Here is a 23,580-nt window from a genome sequence, read left to right on the forward strand (position 1 = left end):
GCAGCATGCGCTGGCAAGAATATCGGAGTTTGGCAACTGGTTTGCACAGTATCGAAGACTTCTGGCGCTATGGTCAGAGCCGATTTGCGCGTGCGGCCATTGACTGCAGCCAGGGCTATCAGCAGCCGAAGGCGGAAGCAGCCGCGCTTCTGGCTCGGCGTTTGGCGCTGGAGCCGGAAGACTTGCCCGAGCTACGCAGCGCAAGACTGACGCCAGCGGAGGGCGACTGGGTCCTCGATGCGTTCTACCAGCGCGAAATCCTGCGCCGACCCACTGCCTATATCTTGCAGGAGGCCTGGTTTGCTGGCCTGCGTTTTTTTGTCGATGAGCGGGTGTTGATCCCGCGCAGTCTCCTCGAACCCTTCATTGAGGAAGGCTTTGCGCCCTGGATCGCGGCAACGGGTGTGCAGCGAATTCTGGAGATCGGCACCGGCTCGGGATGTCTGGCGGTGGCCCTCGCCGAGCGTTTTCCCGAGGCTATGGTCGATGCGGTGGATATTTCTTCCGCCGCCTTGACGGTGGCGGAGCGCAACGTCCGTGCCCATGGCCTTGAGGAGAGGATACGGCTGCTGGTCTCCGACCTCTTCTCGGCGCTGCCGGCGGAGCGCTATGACCTGATCGTCAGCAATCCGCCCTATGTAGACGCCGCGGCGATGGCGGCATTGCCCCCAGAATACCAGCACGAGCCACGTCTCGCTCTGGCCGCTGGTGAGGATGGGCTGACCTGCCTGGTGCCTCTGTTGCAAGAGGCACCAGAGCATTTACGGGCGGGAGGAATCCTGGTTCTCGAGACTGGGGATGCCGAGGAAGCCTTGCTGACCCAATATCCGGAACTGCCCCTGATCTGGCTGGAGCACCCTGCAGGTGGGTACGGTGCTTGCCTGCTCCGACCTGAAGATCCAGTCGCTTAGGCTTCGGGTACCAACACGTCGAGAAAGGCCCGCAAAGCATGGGATCCATATTCCGCTTGCGGATGCACCAGATATAGCGTCCAGAACAACCCTGTCGGCGGTTCCAGGCGCAGGGAGGCGAGGGGCCAGCGCACCTTGTCCAGGGCCTCGACCGACGCAAAACCAATGCCCAAACCCGCGGCTACCGCCTCGCGCAGGGCCTCGACGCCGGTCACTTCGACGGTATAGCTGGGTTTCAGTCCGGCTGCGCGCAGGGCCGCTTCCACCCGGCGGCGGATGCCGGAATGGGCCTCGCGCCAGACGATGGGCTCTTGCAGGATTTCTGTCCAGGTTGCGCTTTTCTTGCCCGCCAGTATCCAGGGGTGCTGTAGCGGTAGAATGGCAACCAGTTCGTCTTCGCGCCAAGGGCGCTGCTGTAGAGGCTTGGGCAGTGCCTCTGCTGCAATCGCCTCCTCGGTAAAGACCAGATCCCAGTCATTCCAGTCCCAACTCTCCAAGGGTAAGACGCCGGTCTGCAAGCGCAACTCGATGCCCGGATAGGCGGTGCGGAAGCGTGCCAAATGCTCCATGAGAAAATAGTTGGCAACGGTGCTGCTGGCGGCAATGCGGAGCTGGCCTTCCTGCTGCTGTTGTCGCTGACTGACCCAGGTCTCGATCTGCTGCAGGTCTGCCCGCAGATGGCGCAGGAGAGGGAGAAGGGCTTCTCCCGCTGGGCTAAGACGAATGCCCCGCCCCTCGCGCAGATACAGGGGCTCGCCTAGGGCGAGCTGCAGTCGCTGCAAGCGTCCAGAGATCGTCGGCTGGCTGCGGTGCAGTCGGGCCGTGGCGCTGGCAACGCCGCCCTGTTCTGCCACCTCGAGAAAGCTGAGCAGATCTTCTACTTGTAATTTCATCGATGATTCCGATGAATCAGGGAAAATAAATCCATTGGATCAATATAATTCTTGGCGCTACCGTTTGCCAGGGATTGCAGAAGGGGGAATGAATGGCAAAGAGTGCAGAAAAACTGCCTTGGCTGCTCTTCCTTGGTGTAGGGCTGGCGCTCGCCCTGGGTTCCTTCGATGGCGCGTCGGTGCAGGGAATCTTTCCCTATCTCGCTGGCGGTGTTGCCACCAGCAGCGAGCACGCGCTCTGGACGCTGACCTATTTCATCGTCAATTGGTCCGTGGGAATCACCTTGATGCCTTGGACAAGCGCACGTTTTGGCGCCCGCCGGGTCTTTCTTGCGGCCTGCCTGTTGGCGGCGCTGGGCAGTGTGATCAGCGCAAGCACCAGCAACCTCTGGATCCTGCTTCTCAGCCGGGCGATGGAAGGAATGGCCGCTGGACTCCTGGTCCCCCTAAGTCAGAGCCTGTTCCTTCGGGCAAGTCCCGCAGAGCGGCATGGCTTGGTCACCGTCCTGTGGAGCAACGCGATGCTCGTTCCCTTCTTCGTGGGTCCTGCCCTGGGCGGCTACCTCGCGGTCAACCTGAGTTATCGCTGGATATTTGCCCTTTCCGTACCGATCTGGCTATTGGCCGCTTGGTTGGGAACTCGCCAGATTGCAGAAGAGCGTGGTCCGCGCCCAGCGGCTTTCGACCTGCTCGGCTTTCTGCTGTTGTACGCGGGCTTGATGGCCCTGCAAATCGTCCTCGACAATGGTGAGCAGTATGGTTGGTGGCACTCGCAGTTCATCTTGCGCGTCAGCCTCCTTGCCTTGGCCTTGCTCTCTCTCTTTGCTTGGCGTGTGGCTACGGCAAGACATCCGCTGTTGCGCTTTCACTATTTGCGCCACCGCAACTACTGGCTGGGCTTACTCTTACTCTGTCTGGGTTGGGCATTGTTCATGGGCTGGGCGTCCCTGCTGCCCCTCTGGGCCGAGGAAAATCTGGGTTTCAATGGCTGGTGGGGTAGCCTCATTCTGATTCCCATCGGCCTCGCGGCGGTACCCGTGTCGACGCTCATGGATCGCTTACACGGGCTTTTCGGCCTCCGGCGCCTGGCCAGCGCCTGCTTTCTGCTCTTCGCCTTTGCCTACGGCACGGCCTATTTGAGCCCGATGATGAGTCTGGGAGATCTGTTCTGGCCGATCTTCTTTGTTGGGCTCGGCGTGGGCTCGCTCTTCGTACCGCTGACTTTGATCATTCTCTCCGGGGTGCCCAAGGAGGAGATTCCCTCGGCCAGCACCACCAGCAATTTTATCCGAGTGTTCAGCGCCAACATTGGCGTGAGTATCCTGGAAGTGTGGTGGACGCGGGGAACGGCGCTGGCGCAGGCACATCTGCGGGCGGATATTCGGACATCGTCTGGCTTGCCTATGCCGGTTCTGCTGCGGCACATGGAGAGTGTCGCGGCTACCCTGAGTCTCGACAATCTGCTGCGTCTCTCCCTGTGGATTGCCCTTGCAGCAGCGGTAGCGGCGTATCTGTTCCTGATCTCGCCGCGGCGTCTGGCGACGTCCGCAAGCAGCTACGTGGAGGAAGAAGAGCGAGAGACGGCTTCGGCGTAACGCTGGGCATCCTGCGCGCGGGCAAAGCTGATTTCCTGACGTGGGCGGGGGATCTCGATACCCGCCTGCTCCAGGGCATCCGCCAGGAGCCAGTGGTACTCAGCACTGGTACTGCCAGGACGCATCAGCGCGTGTCGATCGACCCAGACGATCATATCGCAGTCATAGCCAGCCTCGCCAAAGGCTTTGACCCACAAGCCCGGTTTTTTTCCTTCGACGTTCAGGGTGCTGTTGGCTTGCAGTGCCGCCGCGATGACCATGTCGCGCAGCGCTTCGCGATCCGTACCGTAGGGCACGCGAAAGGGGATGTGCAGGCGCATGGTGCTATCGCTGAGGCTCCAATTGATGACTTCACCATTCACGAACTGGGAATTGGGCACCAGGATATCGATGTTGTCGTTCGTGCGGACTTGGGTGTAGCGCACGCCGAGGTGAATCACCTCGCCATGCAAGCCATTTTCCTTGATCTGAATATAATCTCCCACCTTGATGCTTTGCTCCATCAGCAAGATCAGTCCCGACGCGAAATTACTGAAGATGTTCTGCAGACCAAAGCCCAGGCCAACCCCGATGACCCCGCCAAAGATCGACAGACTGCTGAGGTTGACGCCAATGCTCTGCAGGACGATCAGTGCCCCGAAGGCAAGAAAAAAATAATAGCCGATGCGGGAGATGGCATAGGCCAGGGAGGGATCCAGGCGTCGACTCAGGAGACTGCGCGTCAATTTTCGCAGCCAGCGGGCACCCCACCACAGGAGAATGAGCAGCAGGATCAGTTCGACAATGCCGAGTGGCTCGATCTGGATGCCGCCGGGAAATGGTATGGGGGTGCGAAACCATGTCCAGATGATTTCGAGATGCTTCACTAGGGGCGTCTCCTTGGCTCTCCTTCTCCTGCCGTCGGCCCCCTGACGGAAAGACCCAGCATAGGGTACACTGCAGCAAAAATTCTGTTTGCTCAAGGTTTACTTTGTGAAAAATTTCGTCGCCGAACCTCTCTCGCTGGCCCTGCGGGACCTGCAGCAGCAGGGAATGCTGCACGACCTGCCGGCACAACTCGACTTCGATCGTCCGCGTCAGGTCGAGCATGGTCACCTCGCCAGCAATATCGCCCTGCTCCTCGCCAAGGGCGCTGGGAAAAAGCCTCGCGATCTGGCGCAGGCCATCCTGGACGCTCTACCCGCATCCCCGTGGATCGAGCGGGTAGAAATCGCCGGGCCGGGTTTCCTCAATTTTTTCCTGCGTCCGGCAGGATTCCAGGAGGCCATTGCCCAGGTGTGCGCCGCTGGCGCTAATTTCGGTCGCCAGGATCTCGGCGCCGGCCAACGCCTGCACTTGGAATTTGTCTCGGCCAACCCCACCGGGCCCTTGCATGTGGGGCACGGGCGAGGGGCCGCCTATGGCGCCAGTCTGGCAGAGATTCTGCGCTTTTGCGGTTATGAGGTGTTCTGCGAGTACTACGTCAACGATGCTGGCCGGCAGATGGATATCCTCGCGGCCAGTGTCTATCTGCGCTACCTCGAGGCGGCGGGGGAAGATCTCCCCTGGCCCTTTCCGCAGAGCGCCTACCGCGGTGATTATGTGCGCGAGATTGCGGCGGGCCTTCTGGCTCGGGAGGGCGTGGCCTGGCTTCCTGCCGCCTTGGACATGCCGGACCTTGCCGCCATTGCCGACGGCGACACGGCTGTCGATACCCTGATTGCCTACTTGAAAGCAGCGCTTGGAAGCGAGGGATACCTGCGTTTGCATGCCGCCGGTCTGCAGGAAATCCTGAGCGATATCCGCGCCGACTTGGCCGAGTTTGGCGTCCACTACCAAAATTGGTATTCCGAGGCCTCCCTGATGCAAGGGGGCGCGGTTGAACGCGCCGTGGAGCGCTTGCAGGCGGGGGGGTATTGCTATGTTGCGGATGGAGCGATTTGGTTTCGCTCGACGGACTTCGGCGATGATAAGGACCGGGTGCTGCGGCGCGAGAATGGTGCCTATACCTATTTTGCCTCGGATGTCGCCTACCACTTCGAAAAAACAGAGCGTGGTTTTCAGCGCTTGATCGACATGTGGGGGGCCGACCATCACGGTTATATCCCCCGTGTCCGCGCCAGTATGCAGGCCCTGGGGGCTGATGCCAGCAGCCTTGAGGTTCTGTTGGTGCAGTTCGCCATCCTCTATCGTGGTAGTGAAAAGGTATCGATGTCGACCCGCGCCGGCGAGTTCGTGACCTTGCGCCAGTTGCGCGAAGAGGTGGGGAATGATGCCGCACGCTTTTTCTATGTATTGCGCCGTGCCGACCAGCACCTCGACTTCGATCTGGAGCTGGCAACCAAACACTCCGAAGAAAATCCCGTCTTCTACATCCAGTATGCCCACGCGCGGGTTCATTCCTTGCGCCGGCAGGCCTCGGAGCGCGGCCTGTCACTCCCGCCTGCGGTGGTCGATCTGACGACCTTGACGGACCCGCGCGAACTGGAATTGGCAGATCTGCTTTGGCGTTTCCCGGAGCAGGTCGCGAGTGCGGCCCGGGACCGCGAACCGCATCAGATCGCCTTTTACTTGAAGGACTTGGCAGCCAGTTTTCACACCTATTACAACGCCACCCGCATCCTGGTAGAGGACGAGGCCACCCGCTGGGCGCGTCTGACCCTCGCCGATGCTGTTGCCCAGGTCTTGCGCAATGGTCTTGGCCTGCTCGGCGTGGGCGCTCCCGAGCAGATGTAAGACTGGGTCCATGCGCGACTACAAGGATCACAGCAGCCGCAACCCAGCGCCGGAGTCCGCAGCGACGCCGATGCGGCAGGTGAAGCGCACGCGGCCGCAGGTCCCTGCGGAGGAAGAAAGCGAGCCTGTTCCTCCGGAAAGACGGCGCGGTCATGGGTGGATCTGGCTGATTCTTATCGCCCTGCTCTTGCTGAGCGGGGCAGTCTGGTGGTGGATCGCCAGCCTCCCCATGGCCAGCGGCCAGCTTGGTCTACTTCCCCAGGCGGCGAGTAGCGCAGCTACCCAGAGTGTCGTTCCCCGTGTGACAGTTAAAAAAGCAGAGTCGGCCGTGGTGACACCCGTCGTCGCGCCCAGCGTGTCGGCCACTGCCCTGATTACATCGGCCGTGGCGGTGAGCAGCAGCACAGCCTCGACGCAGAGTGTGCAATTCAATTTCTATCATATTCTGCCACAAATGAAGGTGGATATTCCGGCGGACATCCTGGGTAGCGGACCGGGCATCCCCAGCGCGGAGACGAGCAGCGTTGCCGTCGGTGAGCCGGTTCGCATTCAGGTGGGTGCGCTCAACAATTTTGCCGGTGCGCAGGTGATTCAGGAGCGTCTGGCGCTGCTCGGCATTCCCAGCCACCTGGAAAAACTGCAGAGCGGCGCTCATGCGCAGTACTACCTGGTCTTTACCCGCCGTTATGCTTCCTCCAGCGATGCCCAATCGGCCCTGGCCAAGATCCGTGGCATGGGCATCACCCCCGTGTTGCAGCCAGTCGTGGCACCGGGGCTCAGTGCGCCGTTGGCATCTCCAGCGCCTTGATCGCGGCGCTGGCGCTTTCTTTGCCCTCGGCCACGGCACGTAGCCCGGGGAGATAGTGATTGCACGTTTCCACCGCTGCCAAAAGGTAGCTTTGCAGTAGCTGGATATCCAAACAGGACTCTGGTAACTGCACGCTGCTCTTGCAGTTGAGTTCCAAGTCATCCCAGTCCAGCTCAAAATTGCCGATTGGCAAACCGTAATTGGCGCGGGTCAGGAATTCCGCAAGGGCAGGCAAGTGAGTGGCCGACAACTCCAAGCCCTGTGGGCGCACATAAAAGAGGATGCGTTGCAGTTCGGCATGAACGTGGCAATAGATGTCGAGGGTGCCGTTGGGGACCCCCACGGCACAGGTAATGACCGGATAATCCTGCAAGGTCTTGGCATTCCAACCTAAATGACGAAACAAGGCCTCGGCGGCCTCCAAATGCTTCACGATGTCGCTCCTTTCTGTGCGAGTGCCTCGGCGAGGCGTTGGAAAGCTGCAAAATCCAGGGTTTCTGCCCGCGCCGAGGGAGAAATATCCAGCGCCTCCAGCATAGCGCTATCGCAGACTCCCTTGAAGTTGTTGGCCAGGGTCTTACGCCGCTGCGCAAAGGCGCGGCTCACCACCTGCGCAAAAGGCTCCAAGAGCGGCCTGGGCAGGCGCGGCGGCCGATGGGGGGTCAGGCGCAGAAAGGCCGAGTCCACCTTTGGAACGGGACGAAAATTTCCCGGGGCGACGGGAAACAGGATTTCTGCCTGTGCCTGGGCCTGTACCATGAGAGACAGGCGGCCATAGGCTGCATCCCCCGGTCCTGCCACGATGCGATCGGCCACTTCTTTCTGCAACATGAAGTGCATATCCTCTATAACATCGATCTGTGCCAGAAGATGAAAAATCAGTGGAGTAGAGATGTTGTAGGGGAGGTTGCCCAGCACGCGCAGGGGGCGCCCGATCTCCTCGGCAAGGTGCCGATAGTCCACCTGCAAGGCGTCGCCGGCAATGATTTGCAAACGCTCAACCGGGGCCAGGGCGCGCAAGCGCGGCAGGAGATCGCGGTCGAGCTCAATCACGCGCAAGGGCTCCGTGCCCCGATCGTTGGCGGACAACAGTGCTTCCGTCAGGGCACCGGGGCCGGGACCGATCTCGAGCAGGGCATCCCGCGCTTGCGGTGCGATAACGGAAACGATCCGCGCCACGATGGCCGGTTGTACCAGAAAATTCTGGCCAAAGCGTTTCTTCGCCTGGGGCAACTTCGCTGCTTGCAATTTGCGCTGTCCTTTATGCTATATTGCGTTAACGCCCCAGCGGGCGCTAAGCAACGGAAAGCCAATGCATCTCGTGCTTCGTCTCGATATCAGCGGCCGGCCCATGGCTTGGGAAACCTGGGAAGAGGCTGCTGCGCACTATGCACGCGGTAATGTCGCGTGGACCCTGGGCGATCCCTTTTTCACCGCCCACGGTGGCCTTTCGCGTTGCAGTGGCGAGACGTCGGTTCTCGACATCCATCCGCTGATCGCCGTGCGCGGACGCCATCAGGGCAAGATTCGCCCCCCGGCCCTGAATAACCCCACCCTGTTTCATCGAGATCGTCACCTTTGCCTCTACTGCGGAGGAAGCTTCCCCCAACGCGATCTGACCCGCGACCACATCATTCCCCTCTCCCGCCGGGGGCGCGACATTTGGACCAACGTCGTAACCGCCTGTCGTTGGTGTAACAGCCGTAAGGACAACCGCACCCCGGAAGAGGCTGGAATGCCCCTCTTGGCGGTCCCTTTTACGCCCACCTGGGCGGAATATCTGCTGCTCAGTAATCGCCGTATCCTTGCTGATCAAATGGAATTCCTGTTGGCGCAGGTACCCGTTTCGCGGCAGCATGTTTTCTAACGGCTAGCATTCTGCGGCACGTCGTTGGCGGACGATTTCCGCCGCGGTCTGAATCGCCTGCAACAGACTGTGAATTTCCGCGCGCCCGCTTCCCGCCAGGTCCAATGCCGTGCCATGATCGACGCTGGTGCGCACAATGGGCAGACCCAAACTGACATTCACTGCGGCGCCAAAGGCGTGGTATTTCAGTACCGGAAGGCCCTGATCATGATACATGGCCAAAACGGCGTCGGTATCTTCCAGGTAGCGTGGGGTGAAGAGCGTGTCGGCGGGCCAGGGACCGGAAATTTCCCAGCCCTCACTGTGCAGTTTGCCAATGACCGGGGCAATGATCTCGATCTCTTCCCGCCCAAGGTGACCGGCCTCGCCGGCATGCGGATTGAGGCCGGTGACCCGGATGCGCGGATCCGCCACCCCAAAATCCTGGCGCAGCCCCTGATGCAAGATCCGCAGGCTGCGTTCAAGATCTGTAGCATTGATCGCGGCGGCGACCTCGCGTAGAGGGAGATGGGTGGTCGCCAGGGCCACGCGCAGGCCGCGCCCCGCCAGCAACATCAGCACCTCGGCTTGTCCACAGCGGTCAGCCAGATACTCGGTGTGGCCGCGGAAGGGAACGCCAGCGTCGTTGATGACCCCTTTATGGATCGGCCCCGTGACCAAGGCATCGGCAAGGCCTGCTTGCAGCAGGGAAACGGCACGATCCAGGCCGGCGAGAACCATGGGAGCGTTGGCTGGATCCAGTTGGCCGGGACGGCAGGGGTGGGGCAAAGGGTTCGGCCACACCGCCAGCCCCGGCTCTGCTGCACTGGGCCAGGGTTGTTCTGGTTCCCAGGGCCGTAATGTGGCCGGAATCCCGAGCTGAATGGCACGATGGCGCAAACAGTCCAGATCCCCGATCAGGACCACGGGAGGCAAGGCATGTTGTGCCAAGGCCACACAAAGATCGGGGCCGATGCCAGCGGGTTCACCAACGCTGATCAGGAGGCGCGGCTCCCTCATGCCGCCGGCTCCCGTAGGCTGACCACACCATCCGGCCCCTCCACCCGTTGTGGCAAGCGTAGCACCTCCACCTCGACGGTGCGTTGGGTCAATTCCAAACGCAGGTGATCGCCAACCTGCACCGGAGCTCCGGCCTTGGCCAAGCGTCCATTGATCTGTATCCGGCCCGCATCGCAGAGCTGTTTCGCTACACTGCGCCGCTTGATCAAGCGCGACATCTTCAGAAACAGATCCACGCGCAGACTATCGGTCATGGTTGCGCGCCTCCTGTAGGATATCGGTAAAGACCTCCTCGAGGCGCGGTTCCTGTAAATGTAAATCAATGATCTGTGCGGGTAAGTCCTGGAGGATGCGGAGCACCTCGCTCATGGGGTGCATCGTTGCGTCGATTTGCAGTACCCGGGTGTTGCCATTGGCACCGATCAGGATCGCATCGAGAGAATCTGGTAACTCTCCGGGGTCGCGATCAAATTCCAGGGTCAGGATGCGTTTGCGTCGGTGCTTGGCGAGCAAACGCTCCTTGTGGTCCAGGGCGATGATCTGCCCGTGTTGGAGGATGGCAATCCGCTCACAGAGCTCCTCGGCCTCCTCCAGATAATGGGTGGTCAAGATCACGGTATGTCCAAGCCCATTATAGCGGCGAATGAAGCGCCAGAGGCTCTGCCGGAGCTCGACATCGACCCCCGCGGTGGGCTCGTCCAGCACGACAACGGGGGGGCGATGGACCAGCGCCTGGGCAATGAGCACGCGCCGTTTCATGCCTCCGGAGAGCGCCCGCAAATTGGTGTTGGCCTTGTCACTCAGATCGAGCTCGGCCATCAGTTCGTCAATCCAGTCATCGTTGCGGCGCAGACCGAAGTAGCCGGATTGCCAGCGGAGAAATTCCCGCACGGTGAAAAAGGGATCGTAGGCCAGCTCTTGTGGCACAACGCCCAGGAACTGGCGGCTCTGTCGATAGTGGCGCTCGACATCATAGCCAAAGATTTCCGCAACCCCACTGGAACGATGCACCACCCCCGACAGGATGTTGATCAGCGTCGACTTCCCGGCGCCATTGGGCCCGAGAAGGCCAAAGAATTCCCCCGCCTGGACATCGAGATCGACGCCGCCCAGGGCCAGAAAACCATTGCCGTAGCTCTTACGCAGACTGCGGATATGGACGGCGAGTGCTTCAGGCATCGTTCTGACCGTGCCAGATATGGCTCAAGCCGTAGAGCGCCAACAAATCTCTGAGAGTTGGTGGCAGGTCACAAGGCTCTGCTGTGCTGCCCAGGGCGCGTTGCGCCTCCTGCCACTCGAGTAGAAAGGCCAGCGTAGCACTGTCCAAGGCCGTTACACCGGCGAGGGAAAGAGAGGTCCAGGATTTCTGCAAGAGACTGCGCGCGTCGCGCCGCAAAGTTTGGTCCATGGCGCGCAGACGCCAGTCTCCGGTAAGCCGGAGGCCTCCGCTGCCATCTGCCTCCCAGCCCGCCTCAGCCGACATGGGCCGGTTGGCTGCCTGCCTCGGCAACCTTGTCTTTCAAGGCGTTGAGTAGAGCGGGAATACCGTGCTGTCCGGCAATATTGCCGAAACTTTGCCGGTAATTCAGCACCAGGCTGACGCCATCCACGTAGATATTGTAAATCTGCCATTCCTTGCCATTCTGAATCAGGGCGTAGATGACCGGGATGGTTTTCCCTTGGCGCTGCTCGATATCCATGTTGACCTGGGCGACGGGCGGATTCTGTGAGATCTGCTGGCTACCCTGTACCCGAACATCTTGCCCGTGATAATGATTCAGGGCATTGCTGTAGGTCTTCACCAGCAGTTCGCGAAAAAGGCGGGTAAATTCCTGACGTTGTTCCGCGTTCATCTGCCGCCAGTAACTCGCCATCACGTACGCAGACATGGTGTTGAAATCAACATGGGGAACGATGGCATCAGCGACTTCCTTCTTGATCGCCGAGGTCACCGGTTTGCCCTCATTCTTTTGCAGAATCTGCAAGACTTGATGGGTCATGTTCTGAACCACGGTAGTAGCGGCCTGAGCACCGCTGGTGGCCGCCAGAGCTGACTGGCCAAGCGCAAAAGACAGCAGAAAGGTCAGGAGAAGCCAGAGCTTCGGGTGGCGATGAGTTGAGCGCATGAAGATCTCCCTGTGCGTTAGGGTGTGGGTGGAGTAGTAGAGGAATTGCCGCTAGCCTTGTCAAAAACCATTTGTCCAATCAGCTGATCGATATTGACGGCCCCTTGAGTCAGGCTGATGGTGGCGCCTGGTTTCAGGTTTTGCGGCATTCCTCCCGGCTGAATCGCAATGTACTGCTCGCCGAGCAAACCCTGCGTATAGATGGAGGCGCCCGTATCGATGGGAAGTTTGATGCGCGGCTCAATGCGCATGGTTACCTGGGCCATGAAGGTTTTAGGATCGACGCTAATGTGGGTCACCTCGCCAATGGACACACCACCAAGCTTGACCGGGCTGCGATCCTTGAGGCTGCCAATGTTGTGGAAGTCGGCGTGCAGAACATAGCCATTGCCGTAGGCAAAGCCAGACAGGTTACCAACGCGCAAGGCCAATACCGCCAATGCGGCAATCCCCAGAAGTACGAAGATTCCCACCCACCAGTCGATTGCCCGTTGACTCATGATCCATTCCTCAGCATCAAAAAAGCAGGGCGGTCAGGACAAAGTCCAAACCCAGGACCGCCAGAGAAGCCATAACTACACTGCGAGTAGTGGCGGCACCCACCCCTTCGGCCGTGGGCCGCGCCGACATACCCTGCCAGACCGCAATCCAGGTCACTACCAAGCCGAAGCAGAGGGCCTTGAAGAGGCCATTGAGGATATCTCCCCGCAGTGTCACGTTGGACTGCATCTGCGCCCAAAAGGTGCCACCGTCAACGCCAAGCACGGGTACTGACACCAAGTAGCCGCCAAAGATGCCGACCAGATCAAAGATGACGCAGAGAATCGGCACGGCGAAGATCCCTCCCCACAGGCGCGGGGCCACCACCCAGGCGAGAGGATTGACCGCCATCATTTCCATCGCTGCGAGTTGCTCGGTAGCCTTCATGGAACCGATTTCTGCCGTCAGGGCCGAACCGGCGCGGCCGGCAAAAAGCAGTGCCGTCAGTACCGGTCCAAGTTCACGCAGCAAGGACAAAGCGATGAGCGTGCCCAATGCGGAAGTTGCACCAAAGCGTACCAGTGCATAGTAGCCCTGAAAGCCGAGCACCATGCCGGTGAACAAGGCGGCGACGATCATCAACGCCAAAGACAGGACCCCGAGACCGTATACCTCGCGCAGCCACTGGCGCACGCTGAAATGCCGGCTGCTTACCGCGCTCAAGCCGCCCAGCAACAGGCGGGTTGAGGCGCCCAGACGCGGAACGGTCTCCCAGACAACATGCCCCAGACGTGGGATGAAGGACTCCCTCATGACGGTCGCTCCAGACCCAGAGCCGTGGCAAAGGGTTGCGCCGCTGGGTAATGGAAGGGTACTGGTCCCTCCGGGGCGCCCCGCAGAAATTGTTGCGCCAGGGGAGACGAGCTGGCACGCAGCTCCTCTGGGCTCCCTTCGGCAATCACCTTGCCTGAGCCCAGAATGTAGCCATAGTCGGCAATGGCAAAGGTCTCCCGCACATCGTGGCTGACGACGATACTGCTCGCCCCCAGGGCATCGTTGAGACGCCGGATCAGGCTGGCAATGATACCAACGCTGATGGGATCCAGGCCGGTGAAGGGCTCATCGTAGAGGATCAGCATTGGATCCATGACTACTGCCCGCGCCAAGGCGACGCGCCGCGCCATGCCGCCGGAGAGCTCGGCCGGCATGAGAGCGGCAGCGCCACGGAGACCCACCGCTTCCAGCTTCATCAGTACGATTTTTTCCAACAGTGATTCTGGTAGGCGAAAATGGCGACGTAAGGGAAAGGCAACGTTTTCAAAGGTGTTGAGGTCGGTAAAAAGGGCGCTATGCTGAAAAAGCATGCCCATCTGCTGGCGCATTGCATATAGATCCGTGCGGGAAAGATCGCTGGGGCTGCGACCGGCAACACTGAGCTGACCGCGCTGCGCGCGCAGATTTCCCGCAATCAAATTGAGCAAGGTGGTTTTGCCCCCGCCGCTCGCGCCCATCACGGCGACAACCGCGCGCCGCGGGACATGCAGGTCCACTCCATCGAGGACCACGTGCTCGCCGCGTGCGAAGTGGAGATCGCGAATTTCTACCAGATCGTTTTGCGCCAACGTCCTTACCTGTGACAGATCAGAGTGGTGATTATAATCGCCCGACGGTCTCCGAGGCCAATCGTGGCTCCTGCGGCATTCGTGAGGCGCAAAAATCTCGCAAAATTCTGACAAAAACCTTGTTTCTTTAAGGTATTGGCTTGGCCTTTTTTGGCCTTGCATCCCCCTGCAAAAAGTGTATAGTTGCCGTCCTGTTTCCACGGCACCGAAAGCAGTTACGGAGGGGTCAGTCCTTAAGAGACTCGGAGCGCGGCATAGCCGGTTCCAGCAAGGTAGGGCATAAAACCAAGTACTGTCTGGGGGTGCACGGGAGCTACTTCTTAACCTTTTGGCTTGTTAGGGGGGGCACCGATGCGCTCATTGGGACACCAAATCGTCGCAGATTTTTATGGCTGCGACAGCAGTACCTTGTCGGATGTTGATTTTGTTACCGATGCTATGCTTGAGGCCGCTAGGCGTGCCAACTGCACCATCGTCACCCAGACCTTCCATCATTTTTCTCCTTATGGGGTGAGTGGTGCGGTCATTGTTGCTGAGTCCCACTTGGCCATTCATACCTGGCCGGAGTATGGGTATGCTGCGGTAGATGTCTTTACCTGCGGTGACGTCATTCAGCCGGAAGATGCCTTGAGCTTTCTGAAAGAGGCCTTTGGCGCTGCGCAAGTTTCTACTATGGAGATGAAGCGCGGCCAAGTGGAGATGATGGGCGTTCCCAGTCACGAAGTGCGGGTCAAACCAGCACTCTGCGCCTGAACGAGCATCGCGTTGATCGAGGCACCTCTTTGAGGTGCCTTTTTTATGATTTGCGGAGCGCGGCCTCCTTACCACCGAGCAGGCGTCGGATGTTGCTCCGATGGCGCCACAGTACCCACAACGCCAGGACGATGACCAGTAGGCGCAAACTTTCCTGCGGCAGCAGAAACCAGGCAAAGATCGGCGTGCTCAGGGTGGCGACGAGTGCCGCCAGGGAAGACACGCGGCTCGCGGCAAAAACCAGCAGCCATACAGCAAGGGAAGCCAGACCCAGGTAGGGCGACAGGGCGAGGAGAATGCCCAGGGTGGTCGCGACTCCCTTGCCACCGCGAAAGCGGAAATATAGCGGGTAGAGATGCCCGAGGAAGGTCGCCAAGGCGACCAGGGCGAACCCCCAGGCTGGAAATCCAACCAACCGCGCGGCAAGGACCGGTAGCAGGCCTTTCAATAGATCGCCCAACAGGGTGAGTGCCGCCGCTTTTTTGCCACCCAAACGCAACACGTTGGTGGCTCCCGGGTTATTTGAGCCTGCTCGACGCGGGTCGGGCAAGCGCAAGGCGCGGCTGACAAAGATGGCAGTAGCCAGAGATCCGAGCAAGTAAGCCGCCAGGCACCAAACGACAATCAGCCAGGGGGAGTGGATGGGCAAAGTGGGGCAGCCTCGCGCATGGCAGTCAGCCGGGAAATCGGTATCATAAAACATTCGCTGGGAAAGAACAGGCAGGCAGAGGAGCTGAGGGACCATGGACATCCTTTTTGTACGTGAACTCAAGGTCCAGACCCGCATCGGGATCTACGACTGGGAACGCGAGGTACCGCAGACGGTACTCATTGACCTCGAAATCGCCGCAGACGCAGCCCACGCTGCCCAAAGCGATCGCGTCGCGGCAACCATCAACTACCAGACTGTCTGTGATCGGATTGTCGAAACTCTTGAAGCCGCGGAAACCCAGTTGGTTGAAACCGTCGCGGAGAATATCGCGGAGCTGGTTCGCGGCGAATTCGCGGCCGCCTGGGTGCAGGTCAGCGTGCACAAGCCGGCGGCGGTGCGTGGTACCCGCGATGTCGGGGTGCGGATCGAGAGAGGGCTATCGAGCGCGCGAGGGGTAGCCAGAAACTGACTGCCGGTTCTGCTTGCAATCCCGCCTCCGAGTGGGTACGGTGAGGTAGTCTGACCGGAAATGGTGACGTAACCTGCTGATATGCCGACTCATTGTCGGCCATCTACGACCTGTATGGAGAGGAGAAGCGTATGCGATATCTGACAATTTCCCCGTTGCGCGCGGGGCTTTTGGGTGCCGTGCTGATGGGTTTCGGGTGCACGCTGGCTATGGCGGCAACGCCGGCGCAGGTCCATGATTTTGCTCAAGCCGTAGAGCAGATCAAGCCGTTGAATGAGCAGGTGCATGCAGCCATCAGCAAGCCGGGCGTTACGGAGCAACAGAAGGAAGCGATGAAAAAGTCCTACATGGCAAAGGTGGACTCCATTCTCGCCAGTCATCACCTCACGGCGGAGCAGTACGGTAGCATGCTCCAAGAAACCCAGAAGAACCCAGCCTTTGCGAAAGAAGTCGAAGGTGCCATGCACTGATGAGTTGTCGGCGATGGGGCGGGGCCGCTTGCCAGTGGAGGTAAACGGCAGTGTGCTCCCCTCTGCAGCGCCGCGAGGCGGTTTTTCGTTGACAGAGAGCTGGCTTGCCCGTATCCTTGCGCCCCTTGACGTTAAGGTAGAGCGGAGTGCTGCATGAAAACCTATTCTGCCAAGTCCCATGAAGTACAGGGGGATTGGTTTGTTGTCGATGCCACGGACAAGGTCCTTGGTCGTCTGTCCACGGAAATTGCCAAGCGCCTGCGGGGCAAGCACAAGCCGGAGTACACGCCGCATGCCGACATCGGGGATTACATCGTTGTCATCAATGCGGACAAGGTGGCGGTGACTGGCAACAAGGCCAAAGACAAGATGTACTATCGACACACCGGTTATGTCGGCAACCTGAAGAGTGCATCGTTCGAGAAAATGATGGAGACGCACCCGGAGCGCATCATCGAAATTGCCGTCAAGGGCATGCTACCCAAAAACCCACTGGGTCGGGCAATGTATCGCAAGCTCAAAGTCTATGCTGGAGCGCAGCACCCGCATGCGGCGCAGCAGCCCCAAACCCTGCAATTCTGAGGCGGATTTCGTATGGAACAGTATTACGGTACCGGTCGTCGCAAGAGTGCTACCGCACGAGTCTACCTGCGTCGTGGCAGCGGTAAGATCAGCATCAACAAGCGTAGTCTGGAAGAATATTTCGGTCGCGAAACTTCGCGGATGATCGTTTTGCAGCCCCTGGAGCTGACCGGTAACGGAAGTCAGTTCGACATTCTCGTCAACGTCAGTGGCGGCGGCGCCAGTGGACAGGCCGGGGCGATCCGGCATGGAATCACCCGCGCCCTCATGGCGTACGACGAGACGCTGCGGCGGCCCCTGCGCAGTGCCGGCTTCGTCACCCGTGACGCGCGCGAGGTGGAACGCAAGAAGGTCGGTAAGCACAAGGCGCGGCGCAGTCACCAATTCTCCAAGCGCTGAGATCCTTGGGGATTGTGTAAGCCGCCTGCGGGCGGCTTTTCTATTTGTACGCACAGGTTTTCTTCGGAGGAAGGAATCATGATTCGGGTGGGCATTGTTGGTGGTACGGGATATACGGGCGTCGAGCTCCTGCGCCTGTTGCTGCCCCATCCAGAAGTCGAGGTCGCGCTGGTCACCTCCCGCGCCGAGGCCGGTCAGCGGGTCGATACCCTGTTTCCCAGCCTGCGTGGTTGTACCGATCTGCAGTTCTCCAGCGCTACGGATGCAGAGTTGCGAGATCTGGACGCGGTGTTTTTTGCCACACCCCATGGCGTGGCAATGGAAATGGCGCCAGAGCTCCTGGCTGCCGGCGTCAGAGTGATCGATCTGAGTGCTGATTTTCGCTTGCAAGATGCACAGGTATTTCAGGATTGGTACCATCAGGAGCACCGCTGCCCCGAGCTTTTGTCGCAGGCCAGTTACGGCCTGCCAGAGCTCTTTCGCGAGGAGATTCGCGGCAGCCATTTGGTGGCCAATCCAGGTTGCTATCCCACGGCTGTGACTTTGGGGCTCGCTCCGTTGTTGGAAAAGGGGCTGCTTGACCTGGATTCCCTGATCGCCGATTGCAAATCCGGGGTCAGTGGCGCTGGAAGGACTGCCCGTTTGGGCCTCATATTACCGGAGAGCGCAGATTCTGTGACGGCGTATGGGGTGAGCGGACATCGACATCGTCCGGAGATCGAGGCTACCTTGAGCGCCCTTGCGGGTGGACCTGTGCAATTACAGTTTTCCCCGCACCTGATGCCGATGATCCGAGGTATTCACGCGACCCTCTATGGACGCTTGCGCACGCCATTGGGCAATGAAGAGCTGCAAGACCTTTTCCAGCAACGCTACCGGAGCGAGCCCTTCGTCGATGTTCTGCCGTTTGCAGAGCACCCCAGCACCCGCAGTGTGCGTGGCGGGAACGTCTGTCGTATTGCCGTGCATCAGCCGCGGCCCGGACAGGTTGTTGTCCTGTCGACGATTGATAATCTTGTCAAAGGGGCTGCGGGCCAGGCCGTGCAAAACCTGAACCTGCTCTTTGCATGGCCGGAGTCCCTGGGGTTGCAGCAGATTCCGTTGCTGCCCTAGTTATCAAAAAAGTTACACAATGTACAATATATTTTAAGCGCACCCATGGGCTTGCTGAATAAAAAAATTCGACTATAGTAAAGTGCGTTGGGGTTCGTTTGCCCGACAGCTTTGCTTTGAGATAAAACCATCACATTGGCAAGAACGGCGCTCCCATGATCAATGAATTCACTGCTTTTCAGGGCATACCCCGAGCTTGTAAGGCTCCAGACCGAGCCTGTGGTAGTCCTGGTTTGCAGGCCGTTTTTCAAGCTCCGGGCAAAAATTACAGCTGGCGTTTTCCCGACGATGTGCTGGCTGTTTTCCAACCTATTTATTCCGTGTATCAGGGATGTGTTGTTGCGGTCGAGGCGTTGGCCCGCATTCGCGCCAGCAACGGGGAAATTTTGTTGCCGATGCAGTTTCTCCCCTTTCTCACTCTCGATCAGCGCCGCGAGCTGAGTCGTCAGATGCTCCTGGCCGGCATCGATCTGCTCGAGACGCTCGAAGCAGGGGGAGTATCCATTGATCTTTCCTTCAATGTCGATCCCGATTTCATGGAAGATCAGGACTGTATACCCTGTTTCCTCGGCGTGCTTGGCAACACCAGCATTGCCCCGCAGCGGATCACCTTGGAGCTATTGGAGAGTGGTGATTTCTTGCAGGGCGACATCGCGGTGGATCGCTTGCACAGCCTGCGTGAAACGGGAGCGAGTATTGCGTTGGATGATATCGGCAGCGCCTATTCCTCTCTCCTGCGCCTAAAAAATCTGCCTATCCAGAAAATCAAGCTGGACCAAGAGCTGGTGCGCGATCTCGATCGTGAACCGAAAATCATGGCCTTTCTGCAGAGCATGAAATTTCTGGCTGATGGCCTGGGTGCCATCTTGATTGTCGAAGGGGTGGAAACCATTACCATTCTGGATGCCGTGGCCCAGCTTCGCCAGGATCTGGTGCAAGGCTATGCCATCGCCCGTCCTATGCCCGCCGAGGCCCTGCTGGCGTTTATCAGTGCGGGGGCGTTGCCGGACATCAGCCCCGCGCCGCAATCGTTGTTGGGGGCGTACGCCGCCCATGTGCTTCGCCGCCCGCTTATGTATAGCCTGGATCAAGAAAAAGACTCTGCCGCATTGGCAAGATTTCTGGAAAACTGTCCATTGCTGGGCTATTTGCGTACGCATGCGAGTGCTGTCGGTGATACGGTGCTGGCGGCATATACCGCGCTATTACAAGAACAGCAAGGCCTTCGTCAGGATCGGGTGAACCAGCAGATCACCGAAACGGAGTTGCGGGTGCAGTCTCTTTTATACGATGCGATTCGTGCGGAGCCATAAGAGGTTTCGGGGCCATGCGCCCATTCTCCGCGCCTTGCGGAGCGCTACGTCTTGAACCAGGGCTTCGATGCGGCGCTGCTTACGGAAGTGCGGCTACCCGTCTGGGAAAATAGAGTTCCATCTGCACAGCTATGGCGAGTGAATGCCTGGCTCTTTCTTGCGGTGATTCTGGCAAGTTTTCTTGCCGGATTCCTGTTCCAGGGTGTGTTGCCCAGTCAGTATTGGCCAATCTGGCCAGCAGAGGGGGTGGCGGCTTACGGTATCCTGGCCTGGGGGCCACGGGTGATCCCTGGGCTCTTCCTTGGGCGCCTATTACTAAGCTTGGGCATTCTTCATTTTCCTCTGCCCATTACTCTTTGGGCCGCCCTAGTAAGCATTGCCGCGCCCTGGCTGGGGCGGCTACTGCTGGTTCAACTGGTCCCAGATTGGAAAGGCTTTGGCAGTATTCGCCATACCATCGCCTTTCTGGTTCTTTTTTGTCTGATTCCGGCACTGTTAGGCGCAGCGTGGCTGATTGTCGGCATGCGAATCTTGACCCAAGTCACGGTGCCGTCCACAGAAAATCTGTTTTTCTACTGGGCGCTGGCCTCTTCTGCCTCCTTTCTGAATGTTGCTGCACTGTTGTTGGTGCTGCTGCACGGACACAATCAGGCCCCAATACGGTTACGACCTAGCTTTCCGCCCCTTGCCCTGCTGCTGTTGGCAGTGGTTTCCGCGCTTTTTTTTCAACATTTCTCGGTTGGTAGCTTAGCGGAAGCGAGTGTCGTTTTTTTGATTCTGCCGTTCATCTGGATGTTGTCCAAGTATCCGGCCCAGTTGGTGTACCCCTTGGCGAGCCTGAGTTTTCTGATTGCCCTGCTGGGAACTAGCCACGGCTTGGGGCCCTATGCCCATGATCAGCTGATCCTGCCCGAAACCTTGGCCTTGATCATTGGTTTGACCCTGGAGGTGATTGGTCTGCTGGCGGGGGCGATGATGGCAGAACGCAGTTCGGCGAGTGTGGCGTTGGAACGCATGAACCAAGAGCTGGAGCAACGGGTCTTTGCCCATTCCCGGGACTTGCGCCAACGCAATCGCGAGCTGCACATTCGCGATGCCTTTCTGCAATCGGTGACCGAGGTCAATCGACTGTTTTCTGCGCCAGAGGTGCAGGAATTACCGCAGATTCTGGAGCGCTTCTGTACTACTCTGGTATCCCGCATGCAGCTCGCCGCCGTATGGATAGGGCGGGTGGAAGATGCCGAGAATCGTATTCAGGTGGCGGCAGCAGCAGGGCCTCTCGCAGCCCCTCTCTCCCGACTACACCTTCATCGTTACGCGCGTCCGGGACAGCCGCAGTCTCCATCGGGTCGAGCGATTGAAATGCAGCGCACCCTGCTGTTCTCCGGGGATGACCCCCTATTCGCTCCCTGGTTTTCCATCATCCAGCAATACCGCATGGGCGGCAGTATCTATTCGCCGTTTTCGTGGCCGGATGGAAGTTCTGGAGTGCTCGCCCTCTATCGCTACGTGGACAACGCTTTTCCGGTAGAGGTCACAGAACTTTTGGAGCGGCTCAGTGCCGATCTGGCCGCTTACTTACGTCAGCGCCAGGTGGCACGAGAACTTGAGGATGCCCGTATTCTCCAGAAAACGATGCTGGTGAGCGGTGACATTGCGCTGCAAGCACGCGACGCGCCCCAGATGCTCCAGGCCATTTGCGACGAGCTCATTCGTAGCCGTCTGTTCAACGCCGCATTCATCGTCCGTCCCGACGCAATGGGAGTTTTTCAGGCCCTTGCCCTGGCGGGTTTCCGCGTAGATTGGATCATGCGTAGGCGCTGGACCATCCATCCGGACGATATACCCGACGGGCAATCGCTCACCTCCCGTGCATGGCGGGAGGGCCAAGATCTTGTGGTTCAGGATTATTTGGCCGCACTGGGTCGCGATGCCGCGTGGTTTGAAGAAGCCCAAGCGAACCGCTGGCATTCGGTTGCAACTTTGCCGATCTATCACCTCGACGAGCGTTGGGCGATGCTGAATGTGATCAGCGATCGCGCGCATCTGTTCAATGAGGAGATCGTGGAAGTGCTGCGGCGGGTCGCACTGTTGGTCGGACATGGTTTGGACGAGATCCATCTGAAAGGGCAATTGTCGCAGGAGCGACAACGGCAAAGCCATCTCGCGCGCCACGATGCCCTCACGGGTCTGGCCAATCGGCGTGGACTCACGGAGTTTTTGCGGCCGGCGATGGAGCGCGCGCTGCGCAACGATAGTTTGCTCGCGCTGGCGGTGCTGGATCTGGACGATTTCAAGCCAGTGAATGATCAATATGGTCATGCAGCGGGAGACCTCCTGTTGCAGGAAGTCGCCAATCGCTTGCGCCTCTCGTTGCGGCAGACCGACCATCTGGCGCGTTTGGGTGGAGATGAGTTCGTTCTGGTCTGGGATAATCTGCAGAGTCGGGAGCAGATCCACTCGGTTCTGGAAAAAATTGGCGATAGTCTGGCGCAGCCCTATTTCCTGGCGGATTTGCCCATGATTCGCATCCGCCTGAGCGCTGGGATCACCTTCTTCCCCCAACCTGAGGCAAGCTCGGGAGATACCGACCTGTTACTGCGGCAAGCCGATCACGCCTTGTATGAAGCCAAGGAAAGCAAAAACACGCGACCCCATTTCTGGTCGTTCTTTGCCGATGAGGCAGCGAGCGAACGGCAGCGCATCCAGGAGTTGTTGCGGAGCGGGCAGATGCTTTTGCAATATCAGCCCATTCTCGATCAACGCTATGACCGTATTGTCGGTGTTGAGGCCTTGGCCCGCTTGGCAGGAGGAGAGAAGGCCATTTCGCCCGGAGACTTCCTGCCCTTCCTTTCTCCCGAGGACCAATGGACCCTCACCAAGCTAGTGCTGGCGCAAGTGGCTGCAGATTGGCAGAGCTGGGCGAGACAGGGGATCAGCTTGTGGGTCGCGTTGAACATCCCACCGAGTTTTCTCGCCAGTAAACAAAGTCTGCAGAGATTACAGCAGCTGTTGGCGAGTTGTTCCGTTCCCCCTCAGCAGTTGGTTCTGGAAATTCTGGAAAGCGACGAATTGTTGTCTCTAGACCTGAGTGCGCAAGCAATTCGCCAACTCCAGTCCCTGGGATATCGCGTGGGGCTCGATGACGTCGGTACGGGCTACGCCTCACTGCTCTATCTGAAAGAGTTGCCGATCAATGAGATCAAGATCGACCAGGCCTTCGTTTTACACTTGGGAGAACATCCCAATGACCTGCATTTTCTTCGCGCCTTGCTCGATCTAGGGCAATCCCAAGGGTTGCAGGTGATTGTCGAAGGTGTGGAAAATCAGACGATTCGTAATGTTCTGCGGTTGATGCAGGTACCCTTGCTGCAAGGCTACGCCATCTCCCGTCCCATGTTTGCCGAGTCCCTCCCGGGCTGGCTGGCCGAGCGTTCTCTTGCGTCGCAGCAGGATGCCACAGCAGAGTACGATTTGCTTCAGCTGTACGCTGAAGTTGTTGATTTTCACAAGACCATCCTTGCCTTGGTCAGTCTCAATCCGGACTGGTTTTTGCGCCTGGCGCCCTGGTCAGGGCAACGGTGTCCTATTCACAGTCGCTTGCATGAGCTGGACTTTGTCGGGCAAGAAGAGGTGCTGCAGGCGCATGAGGACTACCATCGTCAGTTGGAGGCGATCACGCATGCCTTGAAACAGGGATTGACGGGGGAAATCGCGGCCTTGCAGGGCGCGGGGGAGCAGGTATTGCATTGCATTGAAGAGGTGATGCATCGTCCCCTGCGCCGCCTCTCCGACCGCCGCGTTCTCGCGTAG

At 59.1% G+C, this 23,580-nt stretch carries 26 protein-coding genes; 13 read left to right on the forward strand and 13 right to left on the reverse strand.

What is annotated here, in order from left to right; all coding sequences use genetic code 11:
- The first annotated feature begins 5 nt into the window (after positions 1-5).
- A complete protein-coding gene (prmB, locus tag M5D89_RS03555) occupies positions 6-911 on the forward strand; it encodes a 50S ribosomal protein L3 N(5)-glutamine methyltransferase (RefSeq protein ID WP_248884456.1) in 906 nt (301 codons plus the stop codon).
- Here prmB and M5D89_RS03560 read toward each other — a convergent pair.
- Positions 908-1,804 carry a LysR family transcriptional regulator gene (locus tag M5D89_RS03560; RefSeq protein WP_248884457.1) on the reverse strand — a complete coding sequence of 299 codons (897 nt, stop codon included), beginning with the start codon at positions 1,802-1,804 and terminating at the stop codon, positions 908-910. The two genes, prmB and M5D89_RS03560, sit on opposite strands and share 4 nt — an antisense overlap.
- Positions 1,805-1,896: 92 nt before the next feature.
- Between M5D89_RS03560 and M5D89_RS03565 the strand changes: the two genes are divergently transcribed.
- Positions 1,897-3,399 carry a DHA2 family efflux MFS transporter permease subunit gene (locus M5D89_RS03565; RefSeq protein ID WP_248884459.1) on the forward strand — a complete coding sequence of 501 codons (1,503 nt, stop codon included), beginning with the start codon at positions 1,897-1,899 and terminating at the stop codon, positions 3,397-3,399.
- On the opposite strand, the gene M5D89_RS03570 is transcribed toward M5D89_RS03565, so the two are convergent.
- A complete protein-coding gene (locus tag M5D89_RS03570) occupies positions 3,360-4,265 on the reverse strand; it encodes a mechanosensitive ion channel family protein (RefSeq protein WP_248884460.1) in 906 nt (301 codons plus the stop codon). The two genes, M5D89_RS03565 and M5D89_RS03570, sit on opposite strands and share 40 nt — an antisense overlap.
- 106 nt (positions 4,266-4,371) lie before the next feature.
- Here M5D89_RS03570 and argS point away from each other — a divergent pair, with 106 nt between their 5' ends.
- Together argS and M5D89_RS03580 are read left to right on the forward strand one after the other, a co-directional pair.
- Positions 4,372-6,114 carry an arginine--tRNA ligase gene (gene argS / locus M5D89_RS03575; RefSeq protein ID WP_248884463.1) on the forward strand — a complete coding sequence of 581 codons (1,743 nt, stop codon included), beginning with the start codon at positions 4,372-4,374 and terminating at the stop codon, positions 6,112-6,114.
- A gap of 10 nt (positions 6,115-6,124) precedes the next feature.
- Positions 6,125-6,922 (forward strand): SPOR domain-containing protein, encoded by a 798-nt coding sequence (locus tag M5D89_RS03580; RefSeq protein ID WP_248884465.1) that lies wholly within the window; start codon positions 6,125-6,127, stop codon positions 6,920-6,922.
- Here M5D89_RS03580 and M5D89_RS03585 read toward each other — a convergent pair.
- Entirely contained in the window at positions 6,891-7,355 is a 465-nt protein-coding gene (locus tag M5D89_RS03585) for a YbjN domain-containing protein (protein ID WP_248884467.1), read from the reverse strand. The two genes, M5D89_RS03580 and M5D89_RS03585, sit on opposite strands and share 32 nt — an antisense overlap.
- Positions 7,352-8,170 carry a 16S rRNA (adenine(1518)-N(6)/adenine(1519)-N(6))-dimethyltransferase RsmA gene (rsmA, locus tag M5D89_RS03590; RefSeq protein WP_248884469.1) on the reverse strand — a complete coding sequence of 273 codons (819 nt, stop codon included), beginning with the start codon at positions 8,168-8,170 and terminating at the stop codon, positions 7,352-7,354. The genes M5D89_RS03585 and rsmA overlap by 4 nt, the downstream gene beginning before the upstream one ends.
- A 64-nt stretch (positions 8,171-8,234) precedes the next feature.
- Between rsmA and M5D89_RS03595 the strand changes: the two genes are divergently transcribed.
- Positions 8,235-8,789, forward strand: a complete 555-nt coding sequence (locus M5D89_RS03595; RefSeq protein WP_248884470.1) for an HNH endonuclease — start codon at positions 8,235-8,237, stop codon at positions 8,787-8,789.
- 3 nt (positions 8,790-8,792) lie between these two features.
- Here the strand turns inward: M5D89_RS03595 and pdxA are convergent, their stop codons facing one another.
- From pdxA to M5D89_RS03635, 8 genes are read right to left on the reverse strand one after another with little or no spacing between them, the layout of a single operon-like run.
- Positions 8,793-9,788 carry a 4-hydroxythreonine-4-phosphate dehydrogenase PdxA gene (gene pdxA / locus M5D89_RS03600; RefSeq protein ID WP_248884472.1) on the reverse strand — a complete coding sequence of 332 codons (996 nt, stop codon included), beginning with the start codon at positions 9,786-9,788 and terminating at the stop codon, positions 8,793-8,795.
- Complete coding sequence (locus M5D89_RS03605) at positions 9,785-10,042, reverse strand: RNA-binding S4 domain-containing protein (protein WP_248884473.1); 258 nt, start codon at positions 10,040-10,042, stop codon at positions 9,785-9,787. The genes pdxA and M5D89_RS03605 overlap by 4 nt, the downstream gene beginning before the upstream one ends.
- A complete protein-coding gene (locus tag M5D89_RS03610; RefSeq protein WP_248884475.1) occupies positions 10,032-10,967 on the reverse strand; it encodes an ABC transporter ATP-binding protein in 936 nt (311 codons plus the stop codon). Before M5D89_RS03610 ends, M5D89_RS03605 begins: the two co-directional genes overlap by 11 nt.
- Positions 10,960-11,271 (reverse strand): STAS domain-containing protein, encoded by a 312-nt coding sequence (locus M5D89_RS03615; protein ID WP_248884477.1) that lies wholly within the window; start codon positions 11,269-11,271, stop codon positions 10,960-10,962. Before M5D89_RS03615 ends, M5D89_RS03610 begins: the two co-directional genes overlap by 8 nt.
- Positions 11,261-11,914: an MlaC/ttg2D family ABC transporter substrate-binding protein gene (locus M5D89_RS03620; RefSeq protein ID WP_248884479.1), complete on the reverse strand. Its 654-nt coding sequence runs from the start codon at positions 11,912-11,914 to the stop codon at positions 11,261-11,263. The genes M5D89_RS03615 and M5D89_RS03620 overlap by 11 nt, the downstream gene beginning before the upstream one ends.
- Positions 11,915-11,931: 17 nt before the next feature.
- Positions 11,932-12,414: an outer membrane lipid asymmetry maintenance protein MlaD gene (gene mlaD / locus M5D89_RS03625; protein WP_248884481.1), complete on the reverse strand. Its 483-nt coding sequence runs from the start codon at positions 12,412-12,414 to the stop codon at positions 11,932-11,934.
- A 16-nt stretch (positions 12,415-12,430) separates the two neighbouring features.
- The gene (mlaE, locus tag M5D89_RS03630) at positions 12,431-13,207 is read right to left on the reverse strand and encodes a lipid asymmetry maintenance ABC transporter permease subunit MlaE (protein WP_248884482.1); all 777 of its coding nucleotides are present in this window, start codon (positions 13,205-13,207) and stop codon (positions 12,431-12,433) included.
- Positions 13,204-14,016, reverse strand: a complete 813-nt coding sequence (locus M5D89_RS03635; RefSeq protein WP_248884484.1) for an ABC transporter ATP-binding protein — start codon at positions 14,014-14,016, stop codon at positions 13,204-13,206. Before M5D89_RS03635 ends, mlaE begins: the two co-directional genes overlap by 4 nt.
- A gap of 351 nt (positions 14,017-14,367) precedes the next feature.
- Here M5D89_RS03635 and speD point away from each other — a divergent pair, with 351 nt between their 5' ends.
- On the forward strand, positions 14,368-14,769 hold the full coding sequence (gene speD, locus M5D89_RS03640; protein ID WP_248884486.1) for an adenosylmethionine decarboxylase: 402 nt from the start codon (positions 14,368-14,370) through the stop codon (positions 14,767-14,769).
- 43 nt (positions 14,770-14,812) lie between these two features.
- Here speD and plsY read toward each other — a convergent pair whose 3' ends face one another.
- The gene (gene plsY, locus M5D89_RS03645) at positions 14,813-15,418 is read right to left on the reverse strand and encodes a glycerol-3-phosphate 1-O-acyltransferase PlsY (RefSeq protein ID WP_248884487.1); all 606 of its coding nucleotides are present in this window, start codon (positions 15,416-15,418) and stop codon (positions 14,813-14,815) included.
- 94 nt (positions 15,419-15,512) lie between these two features.
- Between plsY and folB the strand changes: the two genes are divergently transcribed.
- The 7 genes from folB to M5D89_RS03680 all read left to right on the forward strand — a co-directional run bounded on the left by folB (position 15,513) and on the right by M5D89_RS03680 (position 23,580).
- Positions 15,513-15,890 (forward strand): dihydroneopterin aldolase, encoded by a 378-nt coding sequence (gene folB / locus M5D89_RS03650; protein WP_248884488.1) that lies wholly within the window; start codon positions 15,513-15,515, stop codon positions 15,888-15,890.
- A 131-nt stretch (positions 15,891-16,021) separates the two neighbouring features.
- A complete protein-coding gene (locus M5D89_RS03655) occupies positions 16,022-16,360 on the forward strand; it encodes a DUF4168 domain-containing protein (protein WP_248884489.1) in 339 nt (112 codons plus the stop codon).
- A gap of 153 nt (positions 16,361-16,513) precedes the next feature.
- Positions 16,514-16,942, forward strand: coding sequence for a 50S ribosomal protein L13 (gene rplM, locus M5D89_RS03660; RefSeq protein ID WP_248884490.1), 429 nt, complete (start codon positions 16,514-16,516; stop codon positions 16,940-16,942).
- 12 nt (positions 16,943-16,954) lie between these two features.
- Entirely contained in the window at positions 16,955-17,341 is a 387-nt protein-coding gene (gene rpsI, locus M5D89_RS03665; protein WP_215872946.1) for a 30S ribosomal protein S9, read from the forward strand.
- Positions 17,342-17,419: 78 nt separating this feature from the next.
- On the forward strand, positions 17,420-18,454 hold the full coding sequence (gene argC, locus M5D89_RS03670) for an N-acetyl-gamma-glutamyl-phosphate reductase (protein ID WP_248884492.1): 1,035 nt from the start codon (positions 17,420-17,422) through the stop codon (positions 18,452-18,454).
- Between the two features lie 155 nt (positions 18,455-18,609).
- Positions 18,610-19,767 carry an EAL domain-containing protein gene (locus M5D89_RS03675; RefSeq protein WP_248884493.1) on the forward strand — a complete coding sequence of 386 codons (1,158 nt, stop codon included), beginning with the start codon at positions 18,610-18,612 and terminating at the stop codon, positions 19,765-19,767.
- Between the two features lie 51 nt (positions 19,768-19,818).
- Positions 19,819-23,580, forward strand: a complete 3,762-nt coding sequence (locus tag M5D89_RS03680; protein ID WP_248884495.1) for a bifunctional diguanylate cyclase/phosphodiesterase — start codon at positions 19,819-19,821, stop codon at positions 23,578-23,580.

It is taken from the genome of Acidithiobacillus acidisediminis (assembly GCF_023277115.1).
GTDB lineage: Bacteria > Pseudomonadota > Gammaproteobacteria > Acidithiobacillales > Acidithiobacillaceae > Igneacidithiobacillus > Igneacidithiobacillus acidisediminis.